A 13,184-nucleotide genomic window follows, 5' to 3' on the forward strand; every position below is an offset into this window, starting at 1 on the left:
ACGACAACTCCATCGGGGAGAGTCATCGTAATGTCCGACAGTTCGGAGTGCGAGCGATCAGCGCACGACACCAGTCCGCCCAGGTTCCGGGTTCCCGTCTCGGCCGTTCCGCTCATAGCACGCGACCGGCTTCTGTCCACTGTGGACGACCACGTCGCGGCGGCACCGGTCACCCTCGTCACCGGGCCCGCGGGGTGTGGCAAGACGACGTTGCTCGCGGAGTGGGCACGACGCCGCACCGACCGGGTCGCGTGGCTGACCCTCGACGAACACGACAGCGCGCCCGCCCGGCTGCGCGTCGCGATGCGAGACGCGCTCATCCGCGTCTGGCCGGACCAGGGCCACCTCGAGTCGATCCCGTGGTCCGAACCGGGTTTCTCCTCGGCGATAGTGGCCGCGTCCGACCGCTTACCCGCGTCCGCGTGCCTGGTTCTCGACAACGTGCACGAACTGCGTGATCCGGAAGCCCTCGCCACCATCGACCTGCTCACCCGGCAGCCACCGGACCGGTTGAGACTGGTGCTGCTCGGCCGGTTCCCGCCACCGCTGCACCTCGCCCGGCTGCACCTGGAGGGACGGTTGCGCGAGGTGCTCCCCCACGAGCTCGCGTTCGACCGGGCCGAGACTCAGGCCCTGCTCGCCACGTACGGCGTCTCGCTCTCGGCGGAGGAGATCGAGGCGCTGCTCACCGGCACGGAGGGCTGGGCCGGTGGACTGACGTTCGCGGCGATGCGGATGAACACGACCGGCACACCGCCGGCCGTCCTGCCCATGCTCACCGGGCAGGACGAGATCGTGAGCGGCTACCTGACCGAGGAGGTGCTCGCGCCCCACTCACCGAGCACGCACGACCTGCTGATCGCGACCAGTGTCTGCGACGCGGTGAGCACCGGACTCGCGAGCGCCCTGGCACCGGAGCACCCGAGTCCCGGCGTCGTGCTCGACCACCTCGAGCGCACCAACGCGTTCGTGAGCAGGCTGAGCAGCACACCCGAGTGGTACCGCTGTCATCCGGTGCTGCGGGCGCACCTCCTCGCCGAACTCCGCCGGACCCGTCCGGCCGGCGAGACCGCGCTGCACCGGTCCGCGGCACGCTGGCACCACCAAAACGACCTGCCCCTGACCGCGTTGCGGCACGCCGTCGCGGCCGGCGAGGACCAGCTCACCTCGGAGATCATCGAACATTCGGTGCTGCGCGAGATGCTCCACGTGGGCGGCTCGAAGGTGCACCCGGTGCTGAGCGCGGTGCCCGGCCACGTGCTGGCCAGGCCCGCGGTCGGCGTCGTCGCGGCGCTCGTCGCGCTCGACGCCGGTGACCTCACCGCCGCCGACCGGGTGCTCGCCGGGATCGGCGGCGCGTCCCCCGCGCTGCGCCCGGAACGGGTCCGGGTGCTGCACGGCACCGCACTGCTGCGCCGAGGCAGGCTGGACGCGCACGTCGGCGAGGCGCTCGACATCATGGCCAGGACGCCCGCCGGTCTGAGCGGCGCACCGGACGCGGACGTCGCCGCCCTGCTCGACCGCGGCGTCGCGGCGTTGTCGCGCGGCGAGCACCGCGCCGCGGAGATCGACCTGGTCCGTGCGGCGGCGCTCGCCAGGAAGGAGGGGTTCGCCCACGCGGAACTGGACTGCCGGGTGCACCTGGCGGCGTTGGCGAGCGCGATGGGCGACATCGCGGAGGGGGCGCGGCAGGCGCGCGAGGCGGTCGAGTTCGCCGAACGACAGGGCTGGCAGGCGCACTTCACCTGTGCGCTCGCCTACTCCCTGATGGGCGTGCACGCCTACCTGCGCATGGAGGACGTGCAGGCCACCGATCTGGCCATGCGCGCGACCGCGGCGCTGGGCGACCGGCCCGACCTGGGGGTCGGGATCGCGGTCCGCACGCTGGACGCGGCGGTGTCGTTCACCACGGCAGGCGACCCGCGCGCCGTCGCCGGACGCCTGCGCCGGCAGTGGCAGGACGTCGCCGGGCGCGAGGTGACGCCACCGGTGGTCGCGCACGTGGCACCGGCGCTGCAGCGGATGGCCCTGCGGACCGGGGACGAGCAGTGGGCCGCGGCGATGCCCGCCCAGGTCGAGGCGATGTTCGGACCGTGCGGGGAGCAGGCGGTGCTCCAGGCCGTCCTGCACTCCCACCACTCCCGCGTCAACCAGGCCCGCAAACTGGTGAAACCGTTGCTGTCAGGGGACCTTCCCGCGGTCGCGGCGCCGACGGTGGTGGACGCCTGGCTGCTGGAGGCCGTATTGGTGGAGCGTTCCGGCGACCAGCGGCGTGCACACGAGGCCGTGACCCGCGCGCTGGCGGCCGCGGAACCCGTCGGCACGATCCGGCCGTTCGTCCACGCGGGCAAGCCGGTCCGCGAGCTCCTCGCCCGCGGCGCGGGCCGGTTCGGCAGGCTGGACCGGTTCGCCACGACGACGATGACGGCGTTGCCGACGGCGGCGACGACCTCGGCGGGCGTGCTCACGAGCCGCGAACGCGATCTCCTGGTCGAGCTGCCGTCCATGCGCACCACCGAGGAGATCGCGAACTCGCTGTTCGTCTCGGTCAACACCGTGAAGACGCACCTGCGCGGCATCTACCGGAAACTGGGCGTGAACCAGCGGCGCGACGCGGTCCTCGTCGCCAGGCGACTCGGCCTGATCTGATCACGTTTGGCCCCTTGGACCGTGGCCCGGACCCCCGCCACACTTGATCCGCACGGGCGCGTCACACCGCGGCCCACACCCCGAGCCACCGACACGATCGCGTGCGGCTCGCTCATCGAACGCCTTGGCAGGCACCCCCGGCGGTGCTCAGTTCGGCCTGCGCACAGCCGGGTGCGGGGGCACGGCCGTGAGTGGTTCCCGTTCCCGATGTCGCGCTTCACGACAGAGGAGCCACTCACGGCCGGTCCACCGTCAAGCGCGCGACATCCCGGCCGTTCGGCCGAGCTGATCGAGGTGCTGGAAGTCCTCGTCGGACAGCTCGACGCCCGCCGCGCCGGCGTTCTCCTCGAGGTGGCGCAGGGAGGACGTGCCCGGAATCGGGAGCACGACCTCCGACCGGCGCAGCAGCCACGCCAGTGCGACCTGTGCCGGCGTGACTCCCAGCCGACGGGCGACCTCCGTCACCGGCGAACCCGGCCGGACGCTCGGCGCGATCGGCAGCCACGGCAGGAACGCGATGCTGTGCCGTTCGCAGTGCGCCAGCACGTCCTCCGAACGCCGGTCGTCGAGGTTGTACCGGTTCTGGACGCTGACGATCGGCGTGATCCGCCCGGCTTCGGCGATCTGCTCGACGGACACCTCGGACAGCCCGACGTGCCGCACCTTCCCCTCGTCCTGAAGCCGCCGCAGCGCGCCGATCTGGTCGGCCAGCGCCACTGCGGGGTCGACCCGGTGCAGCTGGAACAGGTCGATGCGCTCGACCCGCAGCCGGCGCAGGCTCAGTTCCGCCTGCTGGCGCAGGTACTCCGGGCGGCCGAGCGGGATCCAGTCGTCGCCGGGGTGGCACTGGCCCGCCTTGGTGGCCACCACTACACCGTCGGGGTACGGGTGCAGGGCCTCGGCCAGCAGCTCCTCGTTGCGGCCGAGGTCGTAGGAGTCGGCGGTGTCGATGAACGTGACGCCGAGCTCGACCGCCCGGCGAGCCAGGGCGTGCGCGGCGGCCGGGTCGTCCGCGGGCAGCCGCATGGCGCCGAAACCCAGGCGGTGTACGGGAAGGTCGCCGCCGAGGACGAGGTGGTGACGGTCGGAGTGCACAGGATCTCCTTGCGGATGTCGGTTCTTGCGGCACCGACCCTGCCGTCCCGCTTCCGCTGAGACAATCGAAACATTCTTGGGTCAACCGCGTAGCATCGCTGAAGTGTTGAACCTGGAACGCCTGCGGACCCTCCACGCGGTGTCCACGACGGGATCGGTCCGCGGCGCCGCCGAAGCGTTGCACGTGACCACTTCAGCGGTGTCGCAGCAACTGTCCAGACTGGAGCGCGAGGTCGGTCAGCCACTGCTGGAGAAGCGGGGGCGCGGCATCAGGCTCACCGACGCGGGCGACCTGCTCGCCGACCACGCGGGCAGACTCCTGCAGCAGGTGGAACTCGCCGAGACCGACCTGGCCGGCCACCGCGGCGCGGTGGCCGGGTCGCTCACGGTGGCCGCGTTCGCCACGGCCGCCCGCGGCCTGCTGCCGACGGTGCTGCACACGTTGCGGCAGCGGCACCCGAACCTGTCGGCGCGGCTCACGGAACTGGAACCCACCGAGTCGATCGCGCAGCTGCGTCACGCCGACATCGACATCGCGGTGGTGCAGGACTGGCCGGAGCAGCCGCTCGCGGTGCCCGAAGGAATTTCGTGCGCCCCGCTGCTGGAAGACGTACTCGACGTGGCTCTACCCGCCCGGCATCCGTTGTCCGGCAGAGCCTCCACCACACTGGAGGAGCTGCACGGCGAGGACTGGGTGGGCTGGCCCAGCGACGAGATCTGCCACGGCTGGCTCGAGAACATGCTGCGCCGCAACGGGATCGAGCGCCGCATCACGCACACGGCCTCGGAGCACTCCACCCAGCTCGCCCTGGTGGCGGCGGGACTCGGCGCCGCGATCATCCCCCGCCTCGGCCGCGGCCCCGCACCGGAGGGGGTCCGGTTCGTGCCGCTGCTCCCGGCACCCCGGCGACGGGTGTTCGCGCTGTGGCGCAACAGCACCACGAACCGTCCCGCGTGCCGGGCGGCGCTGCGCGCCCTGCAGGACGCCGCCCGTCAGGGCGACACCGACCGCGTGGCCGAACTCGCTTAGCAGCGCCGGGGTCAGGGCTTCGCGGTCAGCGGGAAGGTCACCCCGGTGACCCGCTCCGACACCTCCCACAGCCGCCGCGCGAGCATCGGGTCGCTGGCCGCCGCGGACCGGCCGACCAGCGCGGGGTGGCCGTGCAGCTCGAACCGCCCGTCCGGGCCGACGTAGCTCGCGCCCGGCAGGTCCTGGGTGGCCGCGTACAACGACGGCAGCGCGCCCTGGGCCTCGGTCTGCGCGAGGTAGCGCCCGGCCAGGTGCACGATCTTGACCAGGTGCCGGTTGCGGCCCTTGGTGCCCAGGTTGGTCGCCGAGTACCCGGGGTGCGCGGACAGCGCGCGCACGGACGACCCGGCCTCGCGGCAGCGCCGGTCCAGTTCGAGGGTGAACAGCAGGTTCGCCAGCTTCGACCGGCCGTAGGCCTTCACCGGGGTGTAGCCGGAGCGGTCGAAGTCGAGGTCGTCGAGGTCGAGCACGCCCGCCTTGTGCGCGCCGGAGGCCACGGTCACCACGCGGCCGGTGATCGAGGGCAGCAGCAGGTTGGTCAGCGCGAAGTGACCGAGGTGGTTGGTGCCGAACTGCAGCTCGAACCCGTCCGCCGTGTGACCGTGCGGCGTCATCGCCACCCCGGCGTTGTTGACCAGGACGTCGAGATCGCCCTGCCAGCCCTCGGCGAACGCGCGCACCGACGCCAGGTTCGCCAGGTCCAGTTCGCGGACCTCGGTCTTGCCGGACATGGCGGCCGCGGCCAGCTCACCGGCTTCGACGTTGCGCACGGCGAGCACCGTGTGCGCCCCTGCCGCGGCGAAAGCGGCCGCCGTGCCGCGCCCCACGCCGCTGGCCGCACCGGTCACCACGACGGTACGACCGGTCAGGTCGGGGAGGTCGCCGGCGGTCCACCTGTGCTTCGTCATGATCGCCAGCTTATTCACCTTTCCGGCACCGATCGCGCCCCGCGTCAACGAACTCCGTCCGCGGTTCCGGCCTCGCTCGTCCTGGTGAGGGTGTCCACCAGGTACGCCAGGGCTTCCGGGTCGTCGACGACCTCCGGCAACGCACCGGGTGTCGCGCGCCGCAGCTGCATCCAGCCGACGTAGGCGGAGTACGCGACGACGGCCTGCTGCCGGGCGCGTGCCGCAGACAGGCCGAGTTCCGCATAGGCCTCGGTCAGGAACGCGACCCTGCGTTCGGTGACGCGCTGCAGGATCGGAGCGACCACCGGGTCGTCGGCGTGCGCCACCAGTGCGGGTTCCAGTCCGCTCGCCGGGTCCTCGGTGATCGCGATCAGGAAGAGCCGGCGCAGCTTGTCCCGCGGGTCGGCGATGGGCGCCACCTGGTCGATCACCGCGATGGTGCCCTGCTGCTCCCACCACAGCAGTGCGTCGCGCAGCAGTTCCGTGCGATCGGTGAAGTGCCAGTAGAAGCTGCCTCGCGTCACGCCGAGCCGCTGGGCGAGCGGCACCACGGCCACCGCGCTCACGCCTCCCTCGGCCAGGGCGGTGAGTGCCGCGGTGAGCCAGTCCTGCTTCGACAACCGAGCCACGTCCGTACAGTACTGTACGGACGAACATGCAGGGGTGTACGGAACACTGGAGGAACACGATGACGTTGGTGGGCTTGGGCACGGCCGCGGTGTTGATGCTGGTCGGCCTCCTGCACGGGGTGTGGATGTTCTCGCCGTGGCCTCTGCGCACACGCGAGGAGTTCGCCAGCAGAGTGGTGGGCGTTCCGGTGGAGAAGCTTCCGGCGGGACCGGCGACGGGCGCGGTCGCGGTCCTGCTCGGGGTGGCCGCGTACGTCGTCGCGGGCCGTGCGGGCGTGTTGCCGGTGCCGGGCCCCGGCTGGCTGGCGACCGCCGGGGCGGCCGGCGTGGCCGCGGTGCTCCTGCTGCGCGGCGCGGCGGGCCTGGTGGTGTCGTCCCGGCAGGACACCGAGTTCGCCCGGCTCGACCTGCGGATCTACTCGCCGCTGTGCCTCGTCCTGGCGGCGTGCTGCGCGGCGGTCGCCACGCTGGGATGAACCTCCCATCGCGCGGGGGGTCGCTCACACGCCGAGAGCGGCCCTCGCCAGCGCCGTGCCCTGGACCCGCGCTGCGATCTTCGCGAACGCGGTGTCGCGCGAGGTCGACGTGTCGTCGGCGAACGGGGAGAAGCCGCAGTCGTCGCACGTGCCGAGCCGGTCGGCGGGGATGTACTCGGCCGCCTCCAGCACGCGGTCGCGCACCTCCTCCGGGGTCTCCACCCGCGGGTCGATCGGGTCGATCACCCCGACGAACACCTGCGCGCCGGCGGGGGCGTGCTCGCGGATGACCTCCAGGACGCGCCGCCGGTCGGGTTCGCTGGCCAGCTGGAGGTAGAAGCGGCCCGCGTGCAGGCCGAACAGGTCGGGCAGCAGCTCGGCGTAGTCGACGTCGAGGCTGTGGGTCGAGTCCTGGTCGCCGCCGGGGCAGGTGTGGACGCCGATGCGCTGACGCTCCTGTGCGGAAAAGCGGTCCAGCACCTGGTTGTTGAGGTCGACGAACGTCCGCAGCAGGCTGCGGCTCGGGTCCAGCTTGAGCGAGAGCCTGCCCTCGGTGAAGTCGAGCTGCACCGAGGCCGCGCCCGCGTCGAGGCACCGGCGGATGTCCGCCTCGCTCTGGTCCACGAGGTCGGCGATGAACTGCTCGCGCGGGTAGTCCGCCAGGCCGGCGGGCGGGTACAGCAGGCTCAGCGCGGAGGGCGCGATCACGGCCTGCTTGACCGGCAGAGCGGTGTGCCGCCCGGCCTCCCGGAAATACTTCTCGGCGAACGACGCGTATCGGAACGGACCGCCCGTCAGCACCGGCAACTGGCGGGAATGACCGTCGGCGAACGGAATGACGGCGCCACCGGAGCCGAGTGACGTGGCCCCGTCGAGCGGATAGGTGGCGAAACTCGACTTCGTCTGCTCTCCGTCGGTGACAACGGGCGAGCCGGTGTCCTCGAATCGGGTGAGGGTGTCGGCGAGCGCCCGTTCGGTCACCGCGTCCAGTTCCGCCTGTCCGAGCCGGCCGGAACCGAACTCGGACAGCGCCCTCACGAGATCCGCGGGGCGGGGAATGCTTCCGATCGGCTCGGTTGGAATGAGCAAGACTCCCCCTGGAGAACGACGTGCCGGACAATTCGGTGATTTCGACCGAAGCTAGCAGCGCGGTCGCGGAAAAACATCGGCGCGCGATGGTGTCCACTCGGGTGGAGGATCGAACTGCCGGTCGGCGACTACTGCCAGCCACCGGCGGAGGCGACCTTCGCGGTGATGGCGACCACCGCCAACGCGAGGACGCCGGCCGTCACCCGCACCGCGACCCTGCCGGGCCGTGACCGCGGCACGCAGAAGGTCAGCCAGGACACGGCGGTCAGCGCGGCGGTGAAACTGCCGGGCAGGTCGGCGGGTGCGCGGAGCAGGCCGGTCACGGCGGCAGCGGCCACGAGCCAGGGCGCGACCACCACCACGCGGACGAGGAGGTGCGGTGCTCGCCACCAGATGACGAACGGCACGATGCCCGCGACGAGCAGGAGCACGGTCGCCTGCGGCGGCAGCCCGAAGGAGGGAACGACCAGCATGGCCACCAGGAACGCCGTGGTGGCGGCTCCGGTCACCAGCAGCGCGTCCACCCGGCGCGGCGGTGGCGTGGTGATCCGCATCAGCGCGAAGCCCGCCACCACCGGGACCGAGAAGTAGAGCATCAGGTAGAGCAGCACCGGCCCGGCGAGCACGGGCACCGCCGAGCCGTGGTCGTGCATCTCAGGCCGCGCAGGTGCAGCGCATCTCGGCCCGGTCCGCCCGCGAGGGACGCAGGTGGAAGTAGACGGCGACCACCATCGGGACGAACACGACCAGGTTGTAGAACAGGTGCAGCTCGACGCGGGGCAGCACCAGCTGCAGGATGCTCATCGGCTGCGGGTACCCGAGCAGGTTGCGGCCGGTGACGGCCTGCAGGAGCAGGAGAAGGTGCTCGAAGTGGTGCCAGAACTGGATCCACAACGCGATCTTCCACCATTTCTTCGCGCGCCCGGCGAAACCGGGTGCCAGTGCGAAGAAGCCCACGAGCATGATGAGCGCGTAGCCGTAATGCATCCATTCCGACGTCACCAGCCACGGGATCCAGAGACCGAGCACACCACCGGCCTGTGGTCGTGGCCACCCGAGCAGGAATACCTGCACGGCCTGCACGATGTGTTCCGCCCAATGCGCGAGCACCACGAACATGAAGAGGTTGAGCGCGAGCTTGTGCCAGCGCTCGTTGAGTGAGCCAGGCGCGGACCACGCCCCGGCATGAGTTGTCATGTCAGCTCCGTCCGGGAAACCGGGAGTGGTCCGGACGTTACCGAGAAGGCGGAACGGGCCCCTTCTCCCAGATTGCGCGGATCAGTTCAGCCCGAGCATGAGAATGCACCGGCGCACCGATTCCGCTTTGCCTTTGATGCGCACGTCTCCGGTCGCGATCGCCTCGAACGGCGACAACATCCGCGCACCGACCCTGACGAACGTGTCGGCGTCGCACTCGACCGTCAGGTCGGGCCGCTCGGCGTGGCCGCGGCCGAACGCGACGGCGCCGTCCCTCACCTCGATCACGAACGGCTCGTCGCCGACCTGGAACTCGTAGACCTCGTCGACAGCCGGGATCGCGGACTCGACGACCATCGACTGGACCGCGAGGAAACCCCACTCCGCCCTGACCGCTCCGGAACGGTCCTCCTCGCGCAGGAACCCCAGGCCCCAGTTCGCGAGCGCCAGCACCGGCCCGCGAAGCTCCTCGCCGAGATCGGTCAGGTGGTACTGCCGCGCCCGCCCGTCACCCTCCACGGACGACTGCTCGACCACGCCGTGCTCCACCAGCGTGCGCAGGCGCTCCGACAGGAGGTTCGGCCCGGCACCGGGGAGGTTCTCGGCCAGCTCGGTGAAGCGGGCGGGACCGATCAGCAGCTCGCGCAGCACCAGCAGCGTCCAGCGCTCGCCGAGGACGTTCAGCGCCGCGGCGAGCCCGCAGAACTGGCCGTAGTCACGTTTCGCCGAAGCCATCACACCCGCCTGAACTCGCTATCAATTCTAACACCGAGTTGAACGGTCCACACCGGACGCGCCGGGTCACCGCCGCGGGCTCGTGGCGACCCCGAAGCGCCCCGCGCCGGAGGTCGTCGAGATGTGGTCGTCCACGTCGACGCCCTGCTCGCGCAGCTGGGCCGGCACCGCGTCCAGATCGCGCACCCGGAAGTTGAGCATCGAGGTCTGGTGCTCGGGCATTCCGAAGAACTCCTCCGCCGAGCGGAAGGGTTGGATGAACTACCACAACTCCCGTTCAGGTCATCAAGCCGCGCAGCACGAACGGCAGCGCCTCCGTCTGGAAGTCGACGTCCGCGCACACCTCCCGCAAAGTGCCCTCCAGCACGACGAGCGACAGGATCGGGAACACGAACGCCGGATCCGCGGCGAGCCCGTGCTCGCGTTGCAGCGCGAAGAGCCGGACGGTGAAGGGCACCAGGTCGAAGTCCGCGACCGAGTCGCGCGTCGCGGACTCGACGAGCCGGATCATCTCGGCGCGGAACCCCTCGGGGTCCGACCGCGCGGTGGCGGTGGCCGTGGCCAGCACGACGTCCGCGCACGCGGCGCCGTCACCCCGGGTCATCCGGTAGAAGAAGCCGACGAACGCCTGCCGGCCCGAGTCGCTCATCCGGCGGCAGAAGCCCGCGTCCACGATCACCGCCGAGCCGTCCGGCATCGCGTACAGGTTGCCGGGGTGCAGGTCGCAGTGGACGAGACCGTCCAGGAAGATCATCTGGTAGACGGCGCGCAGTGCGGTGAGCGTCGCGGTGCGCTTCGCCCCCGCGGACACGGCCCCGCCCCGCAAGCCCGGCAGGTGTTCCATGACGAGCACTCCCGGCCCGCAGTACTCGCCGATCACCCCCGGCACCCGGACACCGGGCACGGCGACCAGGTTCGCGCCCAGTTCCCGCAGTGCCGCCGCCTCGGCGTCGAAGTCGAGCTGCTGGCGCACCGCGTCCGCGATCTCGCCGGCGACGTTCACCACGGGCATCCCGCCCAGCAGGCGCAACGACTCCGCGAGCCGCGCCATCCAGCCGAGCAGCGCGAGATCACGTTCGACGACCCGCCCGATGCCCGGCCGGCGGACCTTGATCGCGACGTGGCGGCCGTCCCGCAGCTCGCCCCGGTAGACGCACGCGATGCTGCCGGCCGCGGCGGGCGTCACTCCGGTGAGATCCGCGCGCAACCGGGGCGGAAACCGTTGCTCCGCCTCGGAAACCGGTACCGCGGGCAGGTCGTCGTACACGCGGGCGAGCGCACGGCACACCTCCAGCGGCACCACGTCGACGCGTGTGCCGAGCAACTGCGCCACTTTGAGGAACGTCGGCCCCAGGCGCACGACGGCGTCCGTCAGCAGGTCCGCCCGCCTGCGCGAGAACACCGCCCGGACGCCCGTGGCCGCCAGCACCACCAGGACCTCGAAGGCTCTCAGGACGACCGCCACGCGCACGGTCAGTCCGTCGGGATGTCGATCTCGTGCGTGACGTGGCTGCCGCACACGCTGGTCGACGCCAGCGCGAGTCGCGGCTTCGCGGAGCCGGGCTCGGTGGCGTTCAGGCCACCCTCCAGTTCCGTCACGTCGTAGAAAGTCGTCGGCGTGCGGGACAGGAAGGTGTTGCCGACGGGCGGGAACGTCGTGATCGCCTTGGCCTCCATGACCAGCGGGTCGAGGTTCAGGTAGAGGTGCCCGCGCAGGCTGATGATCAGGTACTGCTCGAAGACGACGTCCGCCGGCAGCAGCGCCTCCGCTCCCCCCGGCCGCACCCCGGTGAGGGTCCCGAGGTTGGGGCGGGCGGGGTTCTGCTGGATCAGCAGCCCCGTCTCGTTGGAGTGGAAGTGCGTCATCAGCCGGGTGACGGCGATCTGCGGCCGCCCGTCGGGCAGGACGGTGAACTCCTGCGCGCTGCGCACCGCGCTCAGGCCCTTCACGTCCGCGCAGTCCAGCGTCTCGCCGTCGGAGAAGAGCACGGTGAGCTGGCCCTTGATGCTGAGTCCCACGTGGTGCTGGCTGTTCGGCACGACCAGCGGATCGGAGCGGTCGGGCGCGGCGTCGACGGTCATGGTGTGCTCCTGGGTTTCTGCGCCGTGAAGGCGATCGGGAGCGTCAGCACGCCGCGGAACATCGTGCTGCGCTGGTACTGGAGTTCCTCGGGGTTCCTCGTCAGGGTCCAGTCGGGCAACCGCACCAGGGCGCGGAACACCGCGGCGAGCTCGAGCCGTGCGAGCACCGCGCCCACGCAGTGCCGCATGCCGCTGCCGAACGACAGCGGGTGCACGCCGGTCCTGGTGACGTCGAACCGGTCGGGGTCGGCGAACCGCTCCGGGTCCCGGTTCGCGGCGCCCATGAGCGCGACGACGAGCTCACCGCGCCGCAACGTCCTGCCCCGCAGTTCGAGGTCGTCCACGAGCTGCCGGCTGTTGGACTGGACGGACGAGTCGAAGCGCAGCATCTCCTCCACCGCGTCCGGGATCAGGTCCGGCAGTGCGCGCAGGAGGCTCAGCTGGGCGGGATGCCGCGCCAGCGCCAGCACTCCGTTGCCGATCTGGTTGGTCACGGTCTCGTGGCCCGCGAAGATCAGCGTGACCACCATGGCGATGACCTCCTCGCGGCTGGCGGAGCCGTCCGCGACGAGGGTTCCGAGCAGGTCGCCGGAACCGCGGCGCACCCGGATCAGGTCGGCCAGGTAGCCGGTCAGCTCGGCCATCGCCGCCTGCCCGTCGGCGATCTCGCCCGCCCCGGCCGCGAGGTCGAGGGTGGGGCCGATGCGCAACGACCACGCGCGGATCAGGTCCCTGTCCTTCGCGGGGAGGCCGAGCACGGCCGAGATCACGCCCAGCGCCAACGGGTACGCGACGTCGTTGATGACGTCGAGCTCCCCCGCCGACGGGTCGACCAGCTCGTCGACGAGCCGGTCGATCTCGGGCACCAGCGACCGGAGCGCACGGGGCGCGAACGCGGGCATGACGAGCGCCCGCAACCGGCTGTGGTCCGGTTCGTCCTGGAACAGCACGGTCCTGCTGAGGATGCCGCTCAGCGGACCGGGCCCGACGAGCTGCGACCAGAAGTCCCGGATGCCTTGGCGCACAAGGCGGTCCTCGGCGAGAACAGCGCGCACGTCGTCGTAGCGGGACACGAACCAGATGCCGTTCACGCCCCGGTGGACGGGGTCGTTGCGCAGCAGCCAGTGGTAGTAGGGGTACGGATCGCGCTGGACCTCGGTGGCCGAGGGGTCGAAGCACGCGACCGGGATCGGATGTCCGGCGAGCTGGGTCATCGCGAACTCCTCTGTCCGGAGGAGGCAAGGTTACTTATTTTTCATATACTGAGTCAACGAGCGGGCGTTCTCATCGCTAG

The 13,184-nt window shown here is 71.3% G+C and carries 14 protein-coding genes; 3 read left to right on the forward strand and 11 right to left on the reverse strand.

The genetic code is table 11. The features are described from left to right. Window positions 1-30 precede the first annotated feature (30 nt). Window positions 31-2,649 (forward strand): winged helix-turn-helix domain-containing protein, encoded by a 2,619-nt coding sequence (locus DFR72_RS01390; protein WP_143086668.1) that lies wholly within the window; start codon window positions 31-33, stop codon window positions 2,647-2,649. A gap of 252 nt (window positions 2,650-2,901) precedes the next feature. On the opposite strand, the gene DFR72_RS01395 is transcribed toward DFR72_RS01390, so the two are convergent. Further along, window positions 2,902-3,744: an aldo/keto reductase gene (locus DFR72_RS01395; protein WP_256238298.1), complete on the reverse strand. Its 843-nt coding sequence runs from the start codon at window positions 3,742-3,744 to the stop codon at window positions 2,902-2,904. A 103-nt stretch (window positions 3,745-3,847) separates the two neighbouring features. Between DFR72_RS01395 and DFR72_RS01400 the strand changes: the two genes are divergently transcribed. Then, complete coding sequence (locus DFR72_RS01400; protein WP_090064407.1) at window positions 3,848-4,774, forward strand: LysR family transcriptional regulator; 927 nt, start codon at window positions 3,848-3,850, stop codon at window positions 4,772-4,774. Between the two features lie 11 nt (window positions 4,775-4,785). Here DFR72_RS01400 and DFR72_RS01405 read toward each other — a convergent pair whose 3' ends face one another. Together DFR72_RS01405 and DFR72_RS01410 are read right to left on the reverse strand one after the other, a co-directional pair. Next, window positions 4,786-5,682, reverse strand: coding sequence for an oxidoreductase (locus DFR72_RS01405; RefSeq protein WP_090064606.1), 897 nt, complete (start codon window positions 5,680-5,682; stop codon window positions 4,786-4,788). Window positions 5,683-5,726: 44 nt separating this feature from the next. Then, window positions 5,727-6,311, reverse strand: coding sequence for a TetR/AcrR family transcriptional regulator (locus tag DFR72_RS01410; protein WP_090064406.1), 585 nt, complete (start codon window positions 6,309-6,311; stop codon window positions 5,727-5,729). 59 nt (window positions 6,312-6,370) lie between these two features. On the opposite strand from DFR72_RS01410, the gene DFR72_RS01415 reads away from it, so the two are divergent. Beyond that, window positions 6,371-6,787: a DUF3995 domain-containing protein gene (locus DFR72_RS01415; protein ID WP_170176082.1), complete on the forward strand. Its 417-nt coding sequence runs from the start codon at window positions 6,371-6,373 to the stop codon at window positions 6,785-6,787. 24 nt (window positions 6,788-6,811) lie between these two features. Here DFR72_RS01415 and DFR72_RS01420 read toward each other — a convergent pair whose 3' ends face one another. The 8 genes from DFR72_RS01420 to DFR72_RS01450 form a co-directional block, all read right to left on the reverse strand. Next, a complete protein-coding gene (locus DFR72_RS01420) occupies window positions 6,812-7,876 on the reverse strand; it encodes a cobalamin-independent methionine synthase II family protein (protein ID WP_090064404.1) in 1,065 nt (354 codons plus the stop codon). Window positions 7,877-8,004: 128 nt separating this feature from the next. Next, window positions 8,005-8,529, reverse strand: coding sequence for a DUF6239 family natural product biosynthesis protein (locus DFR72_RS01425; RefSeq protein WP_090064403.1), 525 nt, complete (start codon window positions 8,527-8,529; stop codon window positions 8,005-8,007). 1 nt (window position 8,530) lies between these two features. Beyond that, window positions 8,531-9,073, reverse strand: coding sequence for a hypothetical protein (locus DFR72_RS01430; RefSeq protein ID WP_090064402.1), 543 nt, complete (start codon window positions 9,071-9,073; stop codon window positions 8,531-8,533). 81 nt (window positions 9,074-9,154) lie between these two features. Next, complete coding sequence (locus tag DFR72_RS01435; protein ID WP_090064401.1) at window positions 9,155-9,808, reverse strand: winged helix-turn-helix transcriptional regulator; 654 nt, start codon at window positions 9,806-9,808, stop codon at window positions 9,155-9,157. A 66-nt stretch (window positions 9,809-9,874) separates the two neighbouring features. Beyond that, window positions 9,875-10,030 (reverse strand): VOC family protein, encoded by a 156-nt coding sequence (locus tag DFR72_RS45270; protein ID WP_170176083.1) that lies wholly within the window; start codon window positions 10,028-10,030, stop codon window positions 9,875-9,877. A 55-nt stretch (window positions 10,031-10,085) separates the two neighbouring features. Next, a complete protein-coding gene (locus DFR72_RS01440) occupies window positions 10,086-11,279 on the reverse strand; it encodes an ABC1 kinase family protein (RefSeq protein WP_211335256.1) in 1,194 nt (397 codons plus the stop codon). A 2-nt stretch (window positions 11,280-11,281) separates the two neighbouring features. After that, window positions 11,282-11,890, reverse strand: a complete 609-nt coding sequence (locus DFR72_RS01445) for a hypothetical protein (RefSeq protein WP_090064399.1) — start codon at window positions 11,888-11,890, stop codon at window positions 11,282-11,284. Further along, window positions 11,887-13,104: a cytochrome P450 gene (locus tag DFR72_RS01450; protein WP_090064398.1), complete on the reverse strand. Its 1,218-nt coding sequence runs from the start codon at window positions 13,102-13,104 to the stop codon at window positions 11,887-11,889. The genes DFR72_RS01445 and DFR72_RS01450 overlap by 4 nt, the downstream gene beginning before the upstream one ends. Between the last annotated feature and the right edge of the window lie 80 nt (window positions 13,105-13,184).

It is taken from the genome of Lentzea flaviverrucosa (assembly GCF_003350445.1).
GTDB classification, from domain to species: Bacteria; Actinomycetota; Actinomycetes; order Mycobacteriales; family Pseudonocardiaceae; genus Lentzea; species Lentzea californiensis.